The 19,370-nt window shown below is 49.9% G+C and carries 20 protein-coding genes; 8 read left to right on the forward strand and 12 right to left on the reverse strand.

All coding sequences use genetic code 11. The features are described from left to right. The first annotated feature begins 5 nt into the window (after nucleotides 1–5). Both T325_RS07285 and T325_RS07290 read left to right on the forward strand, forming a co-directional pair. The gene (locus T325_RS07285) at nucleotides 6–479 is read left to right on the forward strand and encodes a GNAT family N-acetyltransferase (RefSeq protein ID WP_197051327.1); all 474 of its coding nucleotides are present in this window, start codon (nucleotides 6–8) and stop codon (nucleotides 477–479) included. Continuing rightward, the gene (locus tag T325_RS07290; protein WP_036911964.1) at nucleotides 476–1,066 is read left to right on the forward strand and encodes a YqiA/YcfP family alpha/beta fold hydrolase; all 591 of its coding nucleotides are present in this window, start codon (nucleotides 476–478) and stop codon (nucleotides 1,064–1,066) included. The genes T325_RS07285 and T325_RS07290 overlap by 4 nt, the downstream gene beginning before the upstream one ends. Nucleotides 1,067–1,090: 24 nt before the next feature. On the opposite strand, the gene T325_RS12980 is transcribed toward T325_RS07290, so the two are convergent. From T325_RS12980 to T325_RS07330, 8 genes are all read right to left on the reverse strand, one after another. After that, the gene (locus tag T325_RS12980; protein WP_255327773.1) at nucleotides 1,091–1,219 is read right to left on the reverse strand and encodes a hypothetical protein; all 129 of its coding nucleotides are present in this window, start codon (nucleotides 1,217–1,219) and stop codon (nucleotides 1,091–1,093) included. Between the two features lie 398 nt (nucleotides 1,220–1,617). After that, complete coding sequence (locus T325_RS07295) at nucleotides 1,618–2,787, reverse strand: alpha/beta hydrolase (RefSeq protein WP_197051328.1); 1,170 nt, start codon at nucleotides 2,785–2,787, stop codon at nucleotides 1,618–1,620. 11 nt (nucleotides 2,788–2,798) lie between these two features. After that, nucleotides 2,799–3,842 carry a carboxymuconolactone decarboxylase family protein gene (locus T325_RS07300; protein WP_197051329.1) on the reverse strand — a complete coding sequence of 348 codons (1,044 nt, stop codon included), beginning with the start codon at nucleotides 3,840–3,842 and terminating at the stop codon, nucleotides 2,799–2,801. Nucleotides 3,843–3,880: 38 nt separating this feature from the next. Further along, a complete protein-coding gene (locus tag T325_RS12395; RefSeq protein ID WP_081911102.1) occupies nucleotides 3,881–4,954 on the reverse strand; it encodes a cyclophilin-like fold protein in 1,074 nt (357 codons plus the stop codon). A 2-nt stretch (nucleotides 4,955–4,956) separates the two neighbouring features. Next, the gene (locus T325_RS07315; RefSeq protein ID WP_051949778.1) at nucleotides 4,957–5,325 is read right to left on the reverse strand and encodes a putative quinol monooxygenase; all 369 of its coding nucleotides are present in this window, start codon (nucleotides 5,323–5,325) and stop codon (nucleotides 4,957–4,959) included. Nucleotides 5,326–5,376: 51 nt separating this feature from the next. After that, nucleotides 5,377–6,549, reverse strand: coding sequence for an iron-containing alcohol dehydrogenase (locus T325_RS07320; protein ID WP_036911967.1), 1,173 nt, complete (start codon nucleotides 6,547–6,549; stop codon nucleotides 5,377–5,379). Nucleotides 6,550–6,567: 18 nt separating this feature from the next. Next, nucleotides 6,568–7,413 (reverse strand): aldo/keto reductase, encoded by an 846-nt coding sequence (locus T325_RS07325; RefSeq protein WP_036911970.1) that lies wholly within the window; start codon nucleotides 7,411–7,413, stop codon nucleotides 6,568–6,570. A 1-nt stretch (nucleotide 7,414) separates the two neighbouring features. Further along, nucleotides 7,415–8,017: a flavodoxin gene (locus T325_RS07330; protein ID WP_051949779.1), complete on the reverse strand. Its 603-nt coding sequence runs from the start codon at nucleotides 8,015–8,017 to the stop codon at nucleotides 7,415–7,417. A gap of 237 nt (nucleotides 8,018–8,254) precedes the next feature. Between T325_RS07330 and T325_RS07335 the strand changes: the two genes are divergently transcribed. Then, a complete protein-coding gene (locus tag T325_RS07335; protein WP_036911973.1) occupies nucleotides 8,255–9,070 on the forward strand; it encodes a helix-turn-helix domain-containing protein in 816 nt (271 codons plus the stop codon). Nucleotides 9,071–9,076: 6 nt separating this feature from the next. Here the strand turns inward: T325_RS07335 and T325_RS07340 are convergent, their stop codons facing one another. After that, on the reverse strand, nucleotides 9,077–9,979 hold the full coding sequence (locus tag T325_RS07340; RefSeq protein ID WP_181020832.1) for a helix-turn-helix domain-containing protein: 903 nt from the start codon (nucleotides 9,977–9,979) through the stop codon (nucleotides 9,077–9,079). 161 nt (nucleotides 9,980–10,140) lie between these two features. Here T325_RS07340 and T325_RS07345 point away from each other — a divergent pair, with 161 nt between their 5' ends. From T325_RS07345 to T325_RS07365, 5 genes are read left to right on the forward strand one after another with little or no spacing between them, the layout of a single operon-like run. Next, nucleotides 10,141–11,415, forward strand: coding sequence for a TolC family protein (locus T325_RS07345; RefSeq protein WP_036913499.1), 1,275 nt, complete (start codon nucleotides 10,141–10,143; stop codon nucleotides 11,413–11,415). Nucleotides 11,416–11,419: 4 nt separating this feature from the next. After that, nucleotides 11,420–12,310, forward strand: a complete 891-nt coding sequence (locus T325_RS07350) for an HlyD family secretion protein (RefSeq protein ID WP_036911979.1) — start codon at nucleotides 11,420–11,422, stop codon at nucleotides 12,308–12,310. Between the two features lie 30 nt (nucleotides 12,311–12,340). Then, nucleotides 12,341–13,810 carry an ATP-binding cassette domain-containing protein gene (locus tag T325_RS07355; protein ID WP_036911982.1) on the forward strand — a complete coding sequence of 490 codons (1,470 nt, stop codon included), beginning with the start codon at nucleotides 12,341–12,343 and terminating at the stop codon, nucleotides 13,808–13,810. Between the two features lie 4 nt (nucleotides 13,811–13,814). Then, a complete protein-coding gene (locus tag T325_RS07360; protein ID WP_036911985.1) occupies nucleotides 13,815–14,858 on the forward strand; it encodes an ABC transporter permease in 1,044 nt (347 codons plus the stop codon). 5 nt (nucleotides 14,859–14,863) lie between these two features. Continuing rightward, nucleotides 14,864–15,925 (forward strand): ABC transporter permease, encoded by a 1,062-nt coding sequence (locus T325_RS07365; protein ID WP_036911988.1) that lies wholly within the window; start codon nucleotides 14,864–14,866, stop codon nucleotides 15,923–15,925. Between the two features lie 20 nt (nucleotides 15,926–15,945). Here T325_RS07365 and mnmE read toward each other — a convergent pair whose 3' ends face one another. From mnmE to T325_RS07380, 3 genes are read right to left on the reverse strand one after another with little or no spacing between them, the layout of a single operon-like run. Further along, complete coding sequence (gene mnmE, locus T325_RS07370) at nucleotides 15,946–17,310, reverse strand: tRNA uridine-5-carboxymethylaminomethyl(34) synthesis GTPase MnmE (RefSeq protein WP_036911990.1); 1,365 nt, start codon at nucleotides 17,308–17,310, stop codon at nucleotides 15,946–15,948. Next, nucleotides 17,307–18,182, reverse strand: a complete 876-nt coding sequence (locus T325_RS07375; protein WP_036911994.1) for a nucleoside phosphorylase — start codon at nucleotides 18,180–18,182, stop codon at nucleotides 17,307–17,309. The genes mnmE and T325_RS07375 overlap by 4 nt, the downstream gene beginning before the upstream one ends. A 13-nt stretch (nucleotides 18,183–18,195) precedes the next feature. Continuing rightward, nucleotides 18,196–19,359 (reverse strand): hypothetical protein, encoded by a 1,164-nt coding sequence (locus T325_RS07380; protein WP_051949780.1) that lies wholly within the window; start codon nucleotides 19,357–19,359, stop codon nucleotides 18,196–18,198. Nucleotides 19,360–19,370: the final 11 nt, after the last annotated feature.

Raw genomic sequence — 19,370 nt, forward strand, 5'->3', positions numbered from 1 at the left:
AGAAAATGAACATGAATCTGTATAACGATGTTGCAATGGTGAAACTACATAAGAAAATGTTCCAGGAACTGACCACAGATGAGCTATACGAACTCCTGAGAGTGCGTAGCGAGGTTTTCGTGGTTGAGCAGAACTGCGTCTATCAGGATATGGACGGCGACGACCAGCAATCTATTCATCTCTGGTTGACCGAAGCTGATAGGGTCGTGGCTTTGGCTCGTGTGTGCCCTGCAGGTACTCACATGAAGGAAATCTCGATTGGCAGAGTCATCACCACAGAACGGGGTAAGGGCTATGGCAAACAGATTATGCTTCATGCCATTGACGCTGCCATCGAACATTTCGGAGCTACTGTCATTGATATTGAGGCACAGGAATATGCTAAAGGATTCTATGAAAACGTGGGATTCAGACAGTCATCTGAGACTTTCATGCTCGATGGCATTCCTCACATTAAAATGACTTGGAGAAGGGTATGAAGAAGATATTGTTCCTTCACGGCTTCTATGCCAGTGGCCAGTGTGTACCGGCTTTGGCGTTGCGTGACTCCTTTGAGGGGCGTGCCGAGGTGCTTACGCCAGACCTGCCGATGCACCCGAAAGAGGCCGTAGGCTTTATTCGTGAATTGATTGAACGTGAGAAACCTGACCTTCTGGTGGGTAACAGCTGCGGTTCGTTCTATGCTCAGCTGCTGGCTTCTACCATGGGCATCCCTGCCTTGCTTGGAAATCCTCACTTCCGGATGACGGAGTTCCTGAAGCAGCGTATTGGTGATCATCAGTACAAGTCGCCACGAAAGGACGGGAAGCAAGATTTCACCATCAATGAAGCAATGATTGATGAGTTTGCCGAACTGGAGGCTATACAGTTCAACGACTGCAATCCCTGCTACAAAGACCGCATCTGGGGGGTGTTTGGCGAACAGGACACGTTGGCACATTTTGAACCGCTCTTCTTGGAACATTACAGCCATTCGTTCCACTTCCCCGGAGGGCACACGCCGACGGCTGAAGAGGTTCGCACTTGGTATTTGCCCTTGGCTGAGAAGATGCTGAAGCTTTTATGATGATCTCAACGTCAGTAGGACGAATTAATCGTCTGGCGCTCCTTGGTAATAATATTCATCGCTGTCTACCAGCATCATCGGCTTCATATAAAGCTTGATTACCACAAATGCTGGTTTCTCATAATTCTTACGGTTGATGGGTTCTGTCTTCATACACCTAAATTCCGCAGCACTTTAATTTAGCTTTGTTTATAAGTGTCATAGCAACAAAAAGTTACCCAACGTTTTGCCATGTCAGATTTCTCACTTACCTTAGTGCTGCATTAAAAGCCAAGCAAAATCGCACATGACATTGCAAAGGTACAAATAAAATCTGAAAAATCACTCTTTTTTATGGAATATTTTACGTAAGAGAGCCTTTCTTGTTACGTGGTGGGGCTATTGACAAAGTTCTGGTTTTTTGGTGCAGCCTGTCTTGGCAATAGAACAAAATAATCATTGAGTTGCAAGGCAAACAAATGTTAAATATGGTCCATTCTACGTCTTAAAATATAAATGAAATCGCCCATCTGCATAAGAAACAGATGGGCGATTATTTGTCAACATATCATTTATTTCAGATTCTTTTTGAAAAAAGCTTCCAGTTTGTCCCAAGGAATCATGTTCTTGGGTTGTCCCTTCTTGCTCTGGCAAGCGTCTCCTTGCGTCGCCGAGCGGCCGGCTTTTTCCTCGTAGCCGCCATCGTAGAGGTCGCAATGCGAGGCGCCGGGGATGATGAGCAGCTGCTTGTTCTCGGGATTGGGATTGGGCTCGCCAACAAACTTGTAGCCCTCGGCCTTACCATCTACCATATAGTGATAGGCTGCCTCACCAAAGTAGCGTGAGTGAGCATCGGCGCCATGCATCACGAGAACGGCAGAGCGGATTTCGTTGATGTAGTAGAGGAAACGACTGTTGGCATAGGCCTGTGTGCCGATGACGCGCCAACCATCATTAGAGTTGCCTGAGCGCTTGTGATAACCACGTGTGGTCTTGTAGTAGTCGAAGTAGTCGTGCACGAAGTTGGGGGCCTGTGGAGGCACGGTATCCAATACACCGCCAGCCATTGCGTTGGGGTCGGCCAGACGCTGCTTCGAAAGGTTCTCACGGTTCTTATGGCGAGCTCCTTCTACGTCGAAAGCATCATTATAGTCGTTACCACTGACGCGTGTCATATCATACATCGTTGAGGCTACTGTGGCCTTGATGCGAGTGTCGGCAGCGGCAGCGTTCAGGGCAATGCCTCCCCAACCGCAGATGCCGATGATGCCTATCTTCTCAGCATCTACATTATCCTGCTTCGACAGGAAATCTACGGCTGCCATAAAATCCTCGGTGTTGATGTCGGGCGAAGCTGTGCGACGCGGTTCACCGCTGCTCTCACCCGTGTATGAAGGGTCGAAGGCCAGTGCCACAAAACCACGCTCTGCCATCTTCATGGCATAGAGTCCGCTGCACTGCTCCTTCACGGCTCCGAAAGGACCGCTAACGGCGATAGCTGCCAATTTGCCTTTGGCATCTTTAGGTGTATAGAGGTCGGCAGCCAGTGTCAGGCCATACTGTGTCTCAAACGTCACTTTCTTGTGATTTACCTTCTCGCTCAGGGGGAACACCTTGTCCCACTCCTGCGTCAATGTTGGTGTTGTATTCATACTTTCGTTGTCTTGATTGTTGTTACTCTTCTGTGTGCAGGCTGTGAGCATTCCACTCACCAACGCTGCGGCTAATAATAGCTTTTTCATTGATTTGAGGACTATTTTGTTAATAGATTATAGGTGGCATCATCCACAGGCTCACACCATTGAGTTTCACTCGACTTCTGTCGCGACTCGGCAGAGCTGATGCGAGCATCGCTCTGCTCTCGCTGCTCCTTCAGTTCGTTGCAGGCTCCTTCCTGCACATCTTTATGATAGGTGAGGTGCTGGAACCATGAGTCCTTCTGTGCACCATGCCAGTGCTTCACCTCAGCAGGGATGGCGATGACGGTGCCGGGAGTCAGTTCAACAGGAGCCTTGCCCCATTCCTGATACCAACCACGACCAGCCACGCAGATCAACACCTGCACCTGCTTGTGATGGATGTGCCAGTTATTACGGCAACGGGGTTCGAAAGTAACATTCATAACACCACCGCCGACATCTGCCAGATAACTCTGACCAATGAAGTACTTGCCGTAAGGATTAGGCTCGCCTTTGGGCCACTTGGTACTTAGGGTGTAGCCCTCGTTGCAGAGCCAAGCACAGAGTTCATCCACCAACTGCTTTGAATTGCCCATGTTCACGGCACCCTGCTTGTGGGCGGCGAGTTGTGGAGCAACGCCTTCGAGACCACTCAGAGCTGCTACGGTAACTATCTCGCGGTCGGCAGCAGAGAGCTGGTCGCCAGCAAAGATGTCGCCAAAGAGGTGAGACTTCAGATAGTAGTCATCCTGCGGACAGAACTCATAGTTGAAAGGCTTTCCTGAAAGTTGTGTCTGGTTTTTGGTGCCCAGTTCGTAGGCCTTCTTGGCATCATCCCACTCGGCAGGACGCTTCCAAGGCTTGCCTTCCTGCCAGTTAGGCTGTCTGCTCTCTAAGACCTTACTCAGTACTCCAAGTGCATTCAGGCTTCGTGGGAAACCCGTGTAGGCATAGAGCTGCGAGAAAGCCTCCTTCAGTTCGTTGACGGTTACGCCCTTGTCGAGCGCCACACGCACGACTGGCTCCAAACGTTCCATATCACCCTGTGCCATCAGGCAGGCACATGCTGCCAATCCCTTATGTCGCTCTGTCAGCGTCTGTGCATCTATTGTAGACATAGTCATTATTGCGATTAAAAATAAAATGATTCTTTGCATTATAATATTACTTTTTTACCATTCTGGATATAAATTCCTTTTGAAGGATTGCTTACCTTCATACCATTCAGCGAGTAGTACGCTCCATCTTCCATACGATTACCATTGACGCTCCTGATGGCTGTCGTGCCCGAAGTCAGAGACAGCATAACGGTGATGTTGCTTTCTCCTGCTTTCAAGAATGTGCGCAACTCACTCTCTGACAGTCCGTCGATTTTGCCTAAGCGAGTATAGCTCCAAGAGTTGCTGGCATAGAAGATGCAGATGTTGCTGCCATTATAGAGCACGATGTCTCCTGCTGTGGTATTCATCTGCTCGTTTTCCGTTGTCAGCGATTTGCCCAGAGGTCCCCATATCTCGAACTGGTTGTCGTTGAGAGTGACCGTAATGGGTGCGTTCTGAAGTGCAGCGACCAACTCGCGTGTAGCCGTATTGTCAACGAGTGTCGCACTTTGCGTTTGTCCATCGATGGTGATATACATTTTATCCATAGTAGTATTCTCATTATCGAAATTCAGTGTCTTGATCCAGTTTTCTATAAGTGAGGCACGATTTCCGTGGTTGCTAGCGTTAATCCACAAGGCTTCGCCCATCCATGTGACATTAGGCAATAACCTCTCGGCATCACTTACCACACCACTGATGCCACTCGAATGGCTCGACACAATCATTCCGACGTGTTTCCCTGCCATCATCGAAGCATTCTGGAACAGGTAGGTCTGCGTGATAGCTGCCATCTGACTCCACCAAAGTGGGGTGACAATGATGATGTTCTGGTAATCGGCCGGTGATTTCGTTACAGGGTCTATTGCAGGGTAACTGCTGGCGTCATTTGGATTAGCCTTGATGGCATTCAGCAACTGAGTGCCCAAGGCATAGTTGTTAGCCTCGTACTGGAGTTCTTTTTCAGTAGGCAGAATCTCCAGCACGTCGGTTTCAATCTGACTAGTCAGTGTGTTTACTATCTCTCGGCAATTGCCTGTGTAACTATAGTATACCACAAGTGTCTTTGCAGTTGTATTTGTACTTAGTAATGTGAGCATGGCGCAAATTACTAAAATCAATCTTTTCATTGTTACCTCTGTTTTTTGAATATCAGTTTCATTGTCTCTGGGTCGAGGGGCTTCATGGTGGGCAGTTTGAGGTCTTTCACCATGTGGAGCGTGCCCTGCTTGTACTTTTGGAAGTGGTCGGTCTTCAAGTGCTGCTGATAAGCTTCCTCAGAGGCATAGATCTCGAGGATGCGAATCTGGCATGAGTCCTCAGCACTCTGCATGGGGTAGAGACAGATGACACCAGGCTCGCGCTCTATGCTCAGACGGTCCACCTCGTTGGCAAAGGTCAAGTATTCCTCCAAATACTGTGGAAAAACCTCAATCTCAGCAATGCGGACAATCAAATGTTTATCTATCACGCCCTGAGCGAAACCGTTTGCTGCTATCATAAGAACCAGCAATAATGCTTTAGCTTTCAATTATCAAATGTCAATTATCAATTATAAACTTTCTTTCAGAATCTCTGCCACGTCCTCCTTTGACAGATTCAAATAGCCAGCGGGATAGATGACGGTGGTATCGGTGATACCTGCAATCATATCCTCAGTGGCACCAATTTCGCTGATGGTTAGTGGCAGACCTATCTCTAGCATCCAGGCTCTTAGAGCCTGCAAGCCTGCTTTGGCTATCTGCTCGTCGGTCATGCCGTCACCACTGATGTTCCACACGTTCTTGGCGAAGCGCACAAACTTAGGTAGACCATTCTTCATGGCGCGGCGATAGTAGGCCATCGAGACGGAGGCCAGTGCATAGCCGTGAGGGGCGTGTGTCCAGGCACCCACACTGTGGCCAATCATGTGTACCATCCAATCCTCCTTCTTGCCCAGTCCGATGAGGGTGTTCAGTGCCCATGTGGCCGTCCACATGATGTTGGAGCGTGCCTCGTAGTCCTGCGGATTTCTCACAGCGATGCGGCTGCTGTGGATGACGGAGCGCATCAGTCCCTCTGAGAGGTAGTCGCTGGTGTTGTCATCGAAATCGCTGAAGTACTGCTCCATGATGTGGTTCATGATGTCGTAGATACCCGCCTTCATCTGGTTCTCGGGTACGGTCATCGTGAACTTCGGGTTGAGGATAGAGAACTTAGGCATCAGACGAGAGTCGAACACATGCCCCACCTTGAAAGTGTGCTTGGCATCGGTAATCACCGTGCCAGCATTCATCTCCGAGCCTGTGCCAGCCATCGTCAAGATGCAGCCTACGGGTAATAATCGCTGGCCTTCGGCGGGATTCTGCTGTTTCTGCCAGAACTGATCCCAATAGTCACCTTCGTAATAGACTGATGCCGCCACCGCCTTTGAATAGTCGCACACGCTGCCGCCGCCAAGGGCTAGAATCAGGTCCACCTCGTTCTCGCGGGCAATCTTCACGCCCTCGTTCAGTTTCTCAAGCGTGGGATTGGTCATCACACCAGAATTCTCCACGATCGTTTTGCCGGCCTCCTTCAGGATGGCCACCACCTGGTCGTAGATGCCGTTGCGTTTCACACTGCCGCTACCATAGTTGAGCAGTACCACTGGGCCGTAGTTCTTCAGTTCGTCCTTGAGGAAGTTCAGGGACTCGTCACCAAAATACAGTTTGGTGGGGTTGTAATAAGAAAAGTTTCCAAACATAGTTGTATTCTGTTTTTTTTATCCGTAATTCTGTATCAAGTACTTCACAAACAGTGGGTCGCCGAAGTTGATGGTGCCCGTGTCGTGTTGGTTCATCTGGGCGATCTGTGCCATATCGTAGTCACTAAGTGTGAAGTCGAATACGTCAAAGTTCTGTGCCATACGTTCTTTATGGCTCGACTTGGGAATAGCTACGATGCCACGCTGAGTGAGCCAGCGGAGGGCGACCTGTGCAGCGCTCTTGTCATACTTGGCTCCGATGGCTGTCAGCGTCTCACTTTTCACGATGCCGTCGACTCCCTGTCCGCCAAGCGGTCCCCAGGCCATTACCATTGTTCCAAATTCAGCATGAATCGGCTCGATGCCCGTCTGCTGGATGAGCGTGTTACACTGCAGCTGGTTCACCATTGGCTTCACCTCCACATAGTGGGCAAAGTCGAAGAAGCGACCCGCCTGGAAGTTGCTGACACCGATGGCTCGTACTTTGCCAGAACGGTAGGCCTTCTCCATTGCCCGCCACGTGCCAAACACGTCACCGTAAGCCTGATGGATGAGCAGCAGGTCGATATATTCCGTCTGCAACTTGCGCAGGCTCTCGTCGATGCTCTTCGCTGCCTTTTCCTCGCCATTGTTCGATATCCATACCTTCGTCACGAGGAATAGATCCTCACGCTTCAGTCCACTCTTGCGCCAGGCATTGCCGACGCCTTCCTCATTCTGGTAGGCCTGCGCCGTGTCTATCAATCGATAGCCCACCTCTAAGGCATCCGTCACGCATCTCTCACATTCGTCAGGGCTTACGAGAAACACACCGTAGCCCAAGGTCGGCATTTCTACGCCGTTGTATAGTTTTATGTACTTCATATTATTTCAATCCATTAATCCATTTCTCTACTTTCGCCTTCTCTGTACGCACCTCGTGTCCGTAGATGCTAAAGCCTTTTGTGACGTTTGCACCAGGGAATGCTACCTTCACGTCGTCTACACAGTTGGCCAGACCTGAGCCCTCATGGGTAGTGAATGGAATGACGGTTTTGCCCTTCAAGTCGTTAGCGTGCTTCTTGAAAAAGGTGAACATCACCTGCGGATAGGTTCCCCACCATACAGGACCTCCGATGAAGATGGTGTCGTAACTACTCAAATCAATATCGCCTTCATACTCAGGCAGTTCGCCGTTCTTGGTTTCTTCCTGTGCCAACTTAATGAGCGGATTGTAAGCCATGCCATCGTACTTATGTGTCACGATTTCAAACTGCTCAGCACCAGTCAACTCCGTGATACAGTCGGCCACAATCTTTGTGTTGCCCACCTCGATGTTTCCCACTGCGTAGTTGTCTCCCGCATGCGAGAAGAACACTACTATTGCCTTTGAATCCTTCTTCATAACTTTCTCCTGTTTTGCGCCACCACTGCATGCTGTGGATACGAGCAGACCGATGACGACTGTGATGATACTCCTGATATTCATAATCGTTTTTTTTAAAACTGGATGCAAGTGAAGTGCAAGGCGAACGCAGAGTCGATTTTACTCGAACTATGCTGAGCCGCAGCCTTCACTCGCGGCGTGATTTCCAATCACGCTGCAAAGATACGACGTTTTTTTGATACGATTGTTTCACAAATTACGTCACGATTTTTACTTTTTGCAGAAATCGTTTGTTTGTATCATAATTAATGTGTATCTTCGCACCCAAAAGACAACGATATGGAGGTGGATTTTCAGTATTCTACAGACTTCAATGGGATGAATTCCAATGAGTTGAGCCACACCTGCATGCATTTGCTATGCTTGGCAGGGGAGGGCAGTTTCGTGTTCAACGAGCATTGTTACCACATAGTCAAAAACGACCTGGTAGTGATTCCGATGCCCGATAGAGTAAAGAACCTTGCGGGACATGCCGATTTACAGGTGGAGTGGTTTGCTGCCGACTATAAGTTCCTGCAGAACCTGTTGCCATCGAACAATTACAGCATAGGTGGCAGTATCTCGCTGAACCAAGACCCAGTCATCAAACTGACAGATGAACAAGTAGAGCATCTGTTGGATGACTTCCAGCGTCTGCGCGACCGCATGAACGATAGTCACTTACAGTTCTATCGTGAATTGATGGGCAGTCTCTGCTTGACGATGATGTATGACATTTTTGAAGCCCATGCCCAGCGTGATGCCTCCGATTTACACACCGATCGTACGGCCTATATTGTAAAACAGCTGATGGCACTGCTGGCTACTGGCATCAGCCGAACGGAACGCGAAGTGAGTTATTATGCCGAACGGCTGAATGTATCGCCAAAGTATCTCTCAGCCACCATCAAGCGTGTGACAGGGCATAGTGTCACATCGTACATTGACCGCCATACCATACCTATACTGAAAGAATATCTGAATGATGAACGCCTGTCCCTCACTCAGATAGCAGAACTTATGAATTTTACTACTCTTTCTTATTTTAGTCGTTACTGCACCAAGCATCTTGGTCAGTCGCCTAGCGAATACCGTCTGAGCCTGCAGCCGAGGTAAAACCACTTAGTTCTTCTTATACTCGCCGGGAGTCATGCCGGTGAGGCGACGGAAGTATTTTGAGAAGAATGAGGGATTGGCAAAATGCATCTCATCGGCAATCTGTGCTGCAGGTTTATCCGTGTGGCGCAGTTCTATTTTTATACGCGTGATGAGGGCACGGTCAATCCAGTCTTTGGCTGTGACGCTGCTTGTTTGGCGGATAATGGTGTTCAGGTAGCGCTCAGTTAGACACATGCGGTCGGCATAGTATCCTATCTGATGATGTTCGGCACAGTGTTGGGTAACCAGTTGGAGGAAGCGATCGAAGATGGTCTGCTCGCGCGAACGACTGCTGGCCTGTTGGTCGATCTGCTGCTGGAACAGCTGGTTGTAGTGGTGCATCTGGGCAGCTACGAGGGCTGTGACGGTGGGACGATGATAGTCGTCAGTGGCATGAATCGTTTGCCAGATGGCGTCCATAATATGTGTGGCAGTAGCGATATTCTCTTCGCTGACAAGTAACTGGAAGTCGCGCACCTGCCCGTTGAAGGCCGACGGCATCTGTCCCTGTGCAAAGGGCATGGGGAAGTTTAAAAAAAGTCCCATTCCGAAGATGCGGAGGTCAGGCGACAGACGCTTGGGATGGATGATGGTACCAGGACCGATATAGACGAGTGTGCCGCTCGTAAGGTGGCGGTCTTGCAGGTTGATGGTAATTTCAGCCTCGCCGTTCATGATGATGCCCAAACGGTGATCATTGATGGTAAAAGGTGGCTTTTGGCGCATCAGCAGACTGAACACCGTGCTGTCGCCGCGAACCATTGCCAGTTCGCTATTCATGAATATATGCTCGCGCATTTGCGAGAGGTGTGGTGTGAGAATGTCGCGCATTCGTGTGGCATCCATCAGTTGCGGTTGTCTGTTCATAATACGTCCTTTTTTGTTGGCAAAGATAATCATTTTCCGCGAAACAATGCTCTGTTTATGTATAAATCGAACAAAAAGAACATTTCCCCATTCTTACAGATAACACCACGATGAAAAAAACATCGTACTTTTGCATCCGGAATTCAATGACAAAAGATGATATGAAGAAATTGTTTTTAGCTTTGACGATGTTGCCCATGCTGGTACAGGGGCAGACGCTGGAAGAGTGTCAGCAGGCAGCAGAGAAGAATTATCCGCTGATACAGCAGTATGGACTTGTCGAGAAGACCACCCAGCTGACGGTAGCCAATATCCAGAAGGGATGGCTACCGCAAGTGTCGGCAACCGCACAAGCCACCTACCAGAGTGATGTGACGGCGTGGCCCGATGAAATGAAAACGATGATGAGCGGTATGGGCATCGACATGAAGGGGCTGACGAAGGACCAGTATCGCGTGGGTATCGATGTGCAGCAGACCATCTATGACGGTGGCATCATCGGCAGTCAGAAACGTATAGCTCATGAACAAGGCAAGGTGCAGGCAGCTCAGAACGAAGTCAATATTTATAATGTTCGCAAGCGCGTGAATGAGATGTATTTCAGTTTGTTGCTGATTGACGAACAGATCAAGTTGAACACCGACTTGCAGACACTGCTGGCAGGCAACGAACGCAAACTGGAGGCGATGACCAGGCGGGGAACAGCAGCCGAGAGCGACCTGCAGAATGTGAAAGCGGAGCGACTCAACGCAGTACAGAAAGCCACCGAACTGGCATCGCAGAAGCAGATGTTACAGCGCCTGCTGAGTACATTCTGTGGGATGGAGGTGACGGAGGTACGGAAACCACTGGTGAAGGCTGATGGCGGAGGTATGATGGCTGAAAACCGTCGTCCGGAACTGAAGGCGATGGATGCACAGATCAGTGTGCTGAAAGCTCAGGAGAAGGCACTCAACGCCGCGCTGATGCCGAAAGTGGGTTTGTTTGCTCAGGGATTCTATGGTTATCCAGGTCTGAATATGTTTGAGGACATGATGCACCATAAATGGAGCCTGAACGGCATCGTCGGTGCACGGGTAACGTGGAACATCGGTGCCCTCTATACCCGCAAGAACGACAAGGCAAAACTGCAGTTGCAGCGTGATATGACGGATAACAATCGTGAGGTGTTCCTCTTTAATAACAACTTGGAACAGATTCAGCAGCACGAGAACATCGCACGCTACCAGAAACTGATGGTCCAAGACGGCGAGATTATCGCGCTGCGACAGGCTGTGAGAAAAGCGGCAGAATCGAAGCTGGCACACGGCATCATCGACGTGAATGACCTGGTGCGCGAGATCAATCAGGAGCATGCTGCCTGTGTGCAACAGTCGGTACACGAGATAGAAATGCTGAAAGAGATATACGACAACAAATACACGACAAATCAATAAGTATATGAAAAAAATATATGTATTGGCAGGTGTGGCCCTGATGATGACAGCCTGCGGAAGCAACGAGAAAGAATACGATGCAACGGGCACGTTCGAGGCTACCGAGACGACCGTGTTTGCCGAACAGAGTGGGGCATTGCTGTCGTTTGACGTGAACGAGGGCGACAAGATGGAGGCAGCCCGAGAGGTGGGACTCATTGACACCACGCAGACGTGGTTGAAGATTCAGCAGATGGACGCTACCAAAGCGGTGTATCAGAGTCAGAAACCCGATATGGAACGCCAGATAGCTGCCACACGCCAGCAGTTGGCTAAGGCCCAGCAGGACGAGCAGCGCTACCGCGAACTGGTGGCCGACGGGGCTGCCCCCTCGAAGATGCTCGACGACGCTACGAGCCAGGTAAAAGTGTTGCAGAAACAGTTGGATGCGCAGATATCATCGCTCAACACTCAACTCTCAACTCTCAACTCTCAACTTTCGACTGCTGAGGTTCAGAAAGCACAGTTGCAGGATATGCTGCGCAAGTGTCACATCATGACTCCCACCAAGGGAACCATTCTCGAGAAATATGTGGAGCGTGGCGAGTTTGTAAGTGTGGGCAAGCCGTTGTTCAAGATAGCTGATACCGAGTCGATGCACCTGCGTGCCTACGTCACTTCAGCCCAGCTGCAGCACATCAAGATAGGTCAGCAGGTGAAGGTGTTTGCCGACTATGGCGACAACCAGCGCAAGGAGTATGCTGGCACTATCAGCTGGATATCGTCGCGCTCGGAGTTTACACCCAAGACCATCCTCACAGACGATGAGCGTGCCGATCTGGTGTATGCCGTCAAGGTGGCTATCAAAAATGATGGATTTGTGAAGATTGGTATGTACGGCGAGGTGAAATTCTAATTGACAATTGATAATTGATAATTGACAATTATGAATGCCATTGAAGTAAAGAATATCAGTAAGTCGTACGGACGGGTGCAGGCACTTTGCGATGTGTCGTTTGCTGTCGGCAAGGGTGAGGTCTTTGGACTGATTGGCCCTGATGGTGCCGGAAAGACATCGATGTTTCGCATCCTCTGTTCGCTGTTGCTGCCCGATGCAGGCACGGCGACTGTAGATGGCTACGATGTGGTGAAACAGATGCGCGAGGTGCGCTCCCGAGTGGGCTATATGCCGGGCAAGTTCTCGCTCTACCAAGACCTCACCATCGAGGAGAACCTGAACTTCTTTGCCACGCTTTTCGGAACGACTGTTGATGAAGGTTACGATAGTATCAAAGCCATATACTCGCAGATAGAACGCTTCAAAGACCGCAAGGCAGGAGCACTCTCGGGCGGTATGAAGCAGAAGCTGGCGCTCTCGTGTGCATTGGTACACCACCCCAGTGTACTCTTCCTCGACGAGCCCACCACGGGTGTTGATCCCGTGAGTCGTAAGGAGTTGTGGGAGATGTTGCTTATGTTGAAGGAACAAGGAATAACGATCTTGGCTTCAACGCCTTATCTTGATGAAGTTCGTTGCTGTGAACGCGTCGCTTTTCTGGATCAGGGGCAGGTGCGCGGCATTGGCACTCCCGATGATATTCTCTCTCAGTTTGCCAGTATCTTCAATCCGCCAGGCATAGATAAGAGTGAAGAGTTAAAAGATAAGAGTGAAGAGTCGGAGAATGTCATTGAAGTAGAACATCTGGTAAAAGCCTTTGGCGATTTCCATGCAGTTGACGACATCTCGTTCAGTGTAAAAAGGGGCGAGATATTCGGATTCCTGGGTGCCAACGGTGCAGGTAAGACGACGGCGATGCACATGCTGACAGGACTGAACCAGCCCACCAGTGGAACGGGTAGGGTGGTAGGTTTCGACATCCGTACGGAATATGAACAAATTAAGAAGCATATAGGCTATATGTCGCAGCGGTTCTCGCTCTACGAAGACTTGACCGTTGCCGAGAATATCCGTCTCTTTGCTGGCATCTACGGCATGAAACCCTATGAGGTGAAGTGTAAGATGGACGAGGTGCTGCGGCAGTTGAAGTTTGAAGACCATCGCGATGATTTAGTAGGTTCTTTACCATTGGGCTGGAAGCAGAAACTGGCCTTCTCCGTCTCGATATTCCACGACCCAGGTGTGGTGTTCCTTGACGAACCCACGGGTGGTGTTGATCCCGCTACGCGCCGCCAGTTCTGGGAGCTCATCTACGACGCTGCCCATCGTGGCATCACGGTCTTTGTGACCACTCACTATATGGACGAGGCAGATTATTGTGACCGCATCTCTATCATGGTGGACGGCAAAATAAGCGCACTAGGTACACCCGACGAACTGAAACAGCGTTTCCACCAACCTGATATGGACCATGTGTTTACCTATCTGGCCCGTCAGGCCACCCGTTCAAGCGATTAAGTGTATGAAACAGTTTATAGCATTTGTAATCAAGGAAACCAAACATATTCTGCGTGACAAGCGCACGATGCTGATACTCTTTGGTATGCCCGTAGTGATGATGCTGCTCTTCGGCTTCGCCATCACCACTGATGTGAAGAATGTGCGCACGGTGGTGGTCACGTCAGAGATGTCGCCCCGTACGCAGCAGGCCGTAGAACGACTGGCACAATCGGAATACTTCGTTATCACTCAGATGGTGAATACCCCGCAGGATGCCGAACAGCTCATCCGCAGCCAAAAGGCCGATATGGCACTGGTGTTTGCACAGGGTCGTGGCGTGCAGATGATGGTTGACGGCAGCGACCCTAATATGGCGCAGCAATGGACCACCTACGCCCGACAGACTATTGCCAACTCTTCACTTTCCACGATTCACTCTCAACTGTTATACAACCCCCAGATGAAGTCGGCTTATAATTTCGTGCCTGCCATCATGGGTATGTTGTTGATGCTCATCTGTGCCATGATGACCTCGATATCCATCGTGCGCGAGAAAGAGAAAGGTACTATGGAGGTGCTGTTGGTATCGCCCGTGCGCCCCTTGATGGTGATTATCGCTAAGGCAGTGCCTTATCTGGTACTAGCCTTCGGCATCCTTATTACCATCTTGTTGATGGCACGTTTCGTGTTGGGAGTACCCTTGGCTGGTTCGCTGTTCTGGATTCTGGCTGTGAGCACCCTCTATATCCTGCTGGCGCTCTCGTTGGGACTGCTCATCTCTAACATGGCACAGACGCAACTTGTGGCCCTGCTGCTATCAGCTATGGTGTTACTCATGCCTGTGGTCATGTTGTCGGGCATGCTGTTTCCGGTAGAGTCGATGCCGCAAGTGCTGCAATGGCTGGCTGCTGTGGTTCCGCCACGCTACTATATCGAGGCCATGCGCAAGCTGATGATTATGGGTGTGGGCATTGGCGAAGTGGCTCGCGAGGTAGCTGTGCTGGCTGGTATAACGGTGGTGCTGCTGGCCATAGCGCTGAAGAAGTTTAATGTAAGATTGGAGTAACTGATATGACATTGAAATATCTCATACAAAAAGAGTTCCTGCAGATACGTCGTAATGCGTTTCTGCCCAAACTCATTGTCATGTTCCCGATTGTCATCATGTGCGTGATGCCGTGGGTGATGCAGATGGAAGTGAAGAACATCGTGGTAGATGTGGTTGACATAGACCACACCGTGGAGTCGCAGCGGTTGGTACAGCAGATTGCTGCCTCTAATTATTTCATCTTCGGTGGACAGAAGGCCACCTACGCTGAAGCGATGAAGGACATTGAGAAGGGTAGGGCCGATGTCATCCTCGAGATTCGCGGTGGCAAGTATCTCATTGCAGCCAATGCCGTCAACGGCACCAAGGGCTCAATGGGCAGCGCCTATCTCTCGCAGATAGTCACCTCAAACGTCACAACCCTCACCTCAAACTTCAAACATCACACATCAAACATCACGCCTCTCACCTTATACAACAAAGGTCAGAACTACAAGCTCTACATGATTCCCGCCCTCTTTGCCATTGTGATGATGCTAATGACGGGCTTCCTGCCCACACTCAACATCGTTGGCGAGAAAGAGGCTGGCACCATCGAACAGATCAACGTTACGCCCGTTTCCAAGTGGTCGTTCATCCTCGCCAAACTCATCCCTTACTGGCTCATCGCGCTGTTTGTCATCACCGTATGCCTGCTATTGGCGTGGCTCGTCTATGGCATCACACCAGCCGGTTCCGTGTGGCTCATCTACGTGCTTGCTATGCTGCTGGCGCTGTTCTTCTCTTCTTTCGGACTCATCGTGTCCAACTACTCCGACACCATGCAGCAGGCCATGTTCGTGATGTGGTTCTTTGTGGTGAGCATCATGTTGCTGTCGGGACTTTTCACCCCTACGCGATCCATGCCCCAGTGGGCGTATCTTACCACCTATATCAACCCCATGCACTACTTCATTGATGCCATCCGCACCGTCTTCATCCGTGGTGGTGGGCTGCACGAAACTGCCCATCAGGTCTTAGCCCTTGCTGGCATCGGTACGTTGATGGGTTGTTGGGCCGTACAGAGCTATAAAAAGAATAGTTAATCTATTTACCCACGCAGAATCTACTTGCCCACGCAGAAGTTTTTAAAGATATTTCCGAGTACTTCGTTGGGGACAATGCGGCCTTGGCCTGTGATGTCTGAGAGATCGTCTAAGACGAGGTTCAAGTCTTCAGAGATGAGGTCTCCGCTGAGGCCGGTCTCCAAGCCTGCGATGACACGGGTAAGGTTGTCGTGGGCGTGGATGAGTGACTGATATTGGCGGGCAGAGGTTACGATAATGTCACTCTCTGTGAGCTCGGGGATATGAGCGGCTTCATAGATGGCTTGTTCAAGGGCATCGATGCCCTGTCCTTGCTTGGCGGAAATCTGCAGTTGCTTGACAGAATCTTGACTTGAGTCAGGGGATGCTCCGATTTTAAGAGGTGCATTCTTGTCAATCTTATTCTGTATGATAATCAATGATTTATCATTGCATCGTTCTTGCATGTCTTCAAGTTCTGAAGCGCTTGGCGCTACATCGAGAAGCCAAAGCACAATGCGCGCTTTCTCGATGGTGGAATAGGTGCGAGTGATGCCTATCAGCTCTACCTCGTCTGTGGTCTGGCGGATGCCTGCTGTATCTATGAATCGGAAGGTGATACCCTGGATGTCTATCGTATCCTCAATGGTGTCTCTTGTCGTACCATGTACGTCGGAAACAATAGCACGATCGTCTCTCAGCAGACGATTGAGAAGCGTTGATTTTCCAACGTTTGTCTTGCCGACAATGGCTACGGGAATGCCGTTCTTGAGTGCTTGTCCTGTCTCGAAACTCTTGGCGAGTCTGAGAATGTGACTGTCAATAGTTTTGGTGAGCTCAAGTAATTCGCTTCGGTCGGCAAACTCAAGGTCTTCGTGGTCTGAGAAATCGAGCTCGAGCTCGAGGAGCGATGTTAGTTTGAGCAGTTGTTCACGTAGACGTGAAAGCTCTGATGAGAAATAGCCTCGCAGCTGATTCAACGCAATGTCGTGGCTGGCTTTGTTGGATGAGGCTATCAAGTCGGCTACGGCTTCGGCCTGTGAGAGATCCATCTTACCGTTGAGGTAGGCACGCTGGGTAAACTCGCCTGGTCCTGCCATCCGACAACCATGCTGAATGAGCAGTTCGAGAACCTTATTTAATATATAGCGTGAACCATGGCATGATATTTCTGCAGATTCTTCGCCTGTATAGCTGTGGGGAGAGCGGAATACGCTTACCAGCACCTCATCGACAATGCTATCCCCGTCTTTGATGTGGCCATAGTGAATGGTGTTGGGTTGGGCATTGGTGAGTGACTTGGTGAAGACATGAGATAGAATCTCAAGCGCCTGAGGGCCTGAGATTCTTATGATTCCGAGTGCTCCGCCAGGAGCCGTTGCAAGCGCGCAGATAGTGTCGATCATATTCTGTCGAGAACTTTCTCGATAAGTGTGTCTATACTATTCTTGTATTCGGTATTCATCTCTGTGGTGTAGCGGTTGGCGATGACCATGCAACATGTCATGGCGCGATGTCCGAGCAAAGAAGCCATACCTGCAAGGGCCGATGACTCCATCTCGAAATTACAGATCTTCATACCTTCATACTCAAAGCTCTCGATTTTCTCGTTCTGCTTCGGGTCTTCCAGATTGGCACGAAGCACACGGCCCTGAGGACCATAGAATCCGCCACATGAGATGGTGTAACCACGTACCATATCATCCTGGGCAATCTGATCGATAAGCTCTTTATCTGCTACGGATACGTATGGAGAACCTTTAATGGGATTCCACTTCATGTGTTTCTTGAAAGCCTCTTCAAGCTGCAGGTCGCACACCTCGTTACGGCCAGCATAGTAGTTTAACAGTCCGTCGAAACCGATGCTCTTGACGCTGGCAACGAAGCAACCAGTAGGGGTGTTGGGCTGAAGACCACCACATGTGCCGATACGAACCATCGTCAATGTGCGATGATTGGCCTTCTCTTCGCGAGTATTGTAATCGATATTGGCGAGTGTGTCGAGCTCGTTGGCTACAATGTCGATGTTATCGCATCCGATGCCATGACTCTGTACTGTGATTCGCTTACCTTTATATGTACCGGTGATTGTATGAAACTCGCGGCTGCTAACGTCGCACTCCTTGGTGTCGAAGTGGGCAGCAACTGTATCTACTCGGGCGGGATCGCCCACAAGGATGATCTTGTCGGCCAACTGCTCTGGTTTCAGATGCAGATGGAAGCATGAGCCGTCGGCATTAATAATCAGTTCTGATTCTGGAAAATGTTTCTTACTCATAGACTTGTTTATTTTAGTTTAATACGGAATTTTCTTCGTTACGTGTCTGCTTCTCAAGCGTTTTTATCTGGCGGTTGAGTTGCAGGAGTTCTTTCTCTGCGCTGAGTATCTCTTTGCGCAGGGATGTTCGTTCGCTATCCGATGCCTTGGCAAAGTAATCGCGCGATTTACTAAGTTCGCTTTCGAGCATGTCGAGTTGTTTGCGGGCAGAGATGAGCTGCTTGTAGAGCATGGCGGCTTTTTGTGAACGGAAGTCGCTGGCTTTGGAGTAGGTGAGATGGTCGTTGATAATAATAACCTGTTGGTTATCTGTTGTCTGCTGAACTTCTGCAGTTGGCTTCTGGTCGTTTATTGCCTCTAAACGCATGAGCGCATTCTTGCGCAACTGGCCATCGCCCCAGGTGTCGGCAATACGGGTTATGTCTGCAAAGTCGCGGATTTGCTGCTCGGTATACATAGAAGAGTCGTATGTCTTACGACTATCGGAGGGGATAAAGATATAAACGCATACCTGACCTTCGGGCTGGCGGCGGTCGCTGACGAAGTAGCCTATCTGATTGAGTTCGTCGATGGCAAACATGTAGTCGTTAGCCTCTGAATTGAAAGGCATTCCGATGTTCTCGGGCTTCAGGAAACTGCCGCTGCGAGAGTCGTAGCGAGTGAGGAATATATCATAGCCTCCGATGCTTTCCTCGCCCTTACCGGCAAAGTAGAACGTGATGCCATCGGCAAGCATGAAGGGGTAGGAGGCTTCGCTGATGCCTTCGCTGATGCCCTGAAGGGGCTGGGCTTTGCTCCATTCTTCGCCCAACTTGTCGCTTGTGAAGAGTTGCTGACGAAGGCTGTCGTCAGGCATGGAGAAGTAGATCTTATTGCCCATCTCATTGCGGAAAAGATAGCCTTCTGCGGGTTTGCCGAAAAACTCCTGGCAAGTGGTGACAGTACCTGTCTCGGAAGAGAGGCGGAAAGCGCTCAGAAACTGGTTCTTGTCCATGACGATGCTATCGACGAAAACAATCTGCTGGGTCATCTCACGCATGTTGGTGATGCGTGGATCTTCTTGCGGAACCTCTACAACGGGCTCTTTCTTCACTACACGCTTCTTACGTTTCTGTGCACTCAGAGTGAGTGGCAGAAGTATGGACAATGCAATGATGGTAACCGTCTTGAGATTCATATTCTTTCTGT

Origin of the sequence: Prevotella sp. FD3004 (assembly GCF_000746155.1) — a bacterium.
GTDB lineage: Bacteria > Bacteroidota > Bacteroidia > Bacteroidales > Bacteroidaceae > Prevotella.

Bases quoted from the DNA above. Each gene is read 5' to 3' on its own strand.
- T325_RS07285 (WP_197051327.1), top strand. From the start codon at position 6: ATGAACATGAATCTGTATAACGATGTTGCAATGGTGAAACTACATAAG.
- T325_RS07290 (WP_036911964.1), top strand. From the start codon at position 476: ATGAAGAAGATATTGTTCCTTCACGGCTTCTATGCCAGTGGCCAGTGT.
- T325_RS12980 (WP_255327773.1), bottom strand. From the start codon at position 1,219: ATGAAGACAGAACCCATCAACCGTAAGAATTATGAGAAACCAGCATTT.
- T325_RS07295 (WP_197051328.1), bottom strand. From the start codon at position 2,787: ATGAAAAAGCTATTATTAGCCGCAGCGTTGGTGAGTGGAATGCTCACA.
- T325_RS07300 (WP_197051329.1), bottom strand. From the start codon at position 3,842: ATGTCTACAATAGATGCACAGACGCTGACAGAGCGACATAAGGGATTG.
- T325_RS12395 (WP_081911102.1), bottom strand. From the start codon at position 4,954: ATGAAAAGATTGATTTTAGTAATTTGCGCCATGCTCACATTACTAAGT.
- T325_RS07315 (WP_051949778.1), bottom strand. From the start codon at position 5,325: ATGATAGCAGCAAACGGTTTCGCTCAGGGCGTGATAGATAAACATTTG.
- T325_RS07320 (WP_036911967.1), bottom strand. From the start codon at position 6,549: ATGTTTGGAAACTTTTCTTATTACAACCCCACCAAACTGTATTTTGGT.
- T325_RS07325 (WP_036911970.1), bottom strand. From the start codon at position 7,413: ATGAAGTACATAAAACTATACAACGGCGTAGAAATGCCGACCTTGGGC.
- T325_RS07330 (WP_051949779.1), bottom strand. From the start codon at position 8,017: ATGAATATCAGGAGTATCATCACAGTCGTCATCGGTCTGCTCGTATCC.
- T325_RS07335 (WP_036911973.1), top strand. From the start codon at position 8,255: ATGGAGGTGGATTTTCAGTATTCTACAGACTTCAATGGGATGAATTCC.
- T325_RS07340 (WP_181020832.1), bottom strand. From the start codon at position 9,979: ATGAACAGACAACCGCAACTGATGGATGCCACACGAATGCGCGACATT.
- T325_RS07345 (WP_036913499.1), top strand. From the start codon at position 10,141: ATGAAGAAATTGTTTTTAGCTTTGACGATGTTGCCCATGCTGGTACAG.
- T325_RS07350 (WP_036911979.1), top strand. From the start codon at position 11,420: ATGAAAAAAATATATGTATTGGCAGGTGTGGCCCTGATGATGACAGCC.
- T325_RS07355 (WP_036911982.1), top strand. From the start codon at position 12,341: ATGAATGCCATTGAAGTAAAGAATATCAGTAAGTCGTACGGACGGGTG.
- T325_RS07360 (WP_036911985.1), top strand. From the start codon at position 13,815: ATGAAACAGTTTATAGCATTTGTAATCAAGGAAACCAAACATATTCTG.
- T325_RS07365 (WP_036911988.1), top strand. From the start codon at position 14,864: ATGACATTGAAATATCTCATACAAAAAGAGTTCCTGCAGATACGTCGT.
- mnmE (WP_036911990.1), bottom strand. From the start codon at position 17,310: ATGATCGACACTATCTGCGCGCTTGCAACGGCTCCTGGCGGAGCACTC.
- T325_RS07375 (WP_036911994.1), bottom strand. From the start codon at position 18,182: ATGAGTAAGAAACATTTTCCAGAATCAGAACTGATTATTAATGCCGAC.
- T325_RS07380 (WP_051949780.1), bottom strand. From the start codon at position 19,359: ATGAATCTCAAGACGGTTACCATCATTGCATTGTCCATACTTCTGCCA.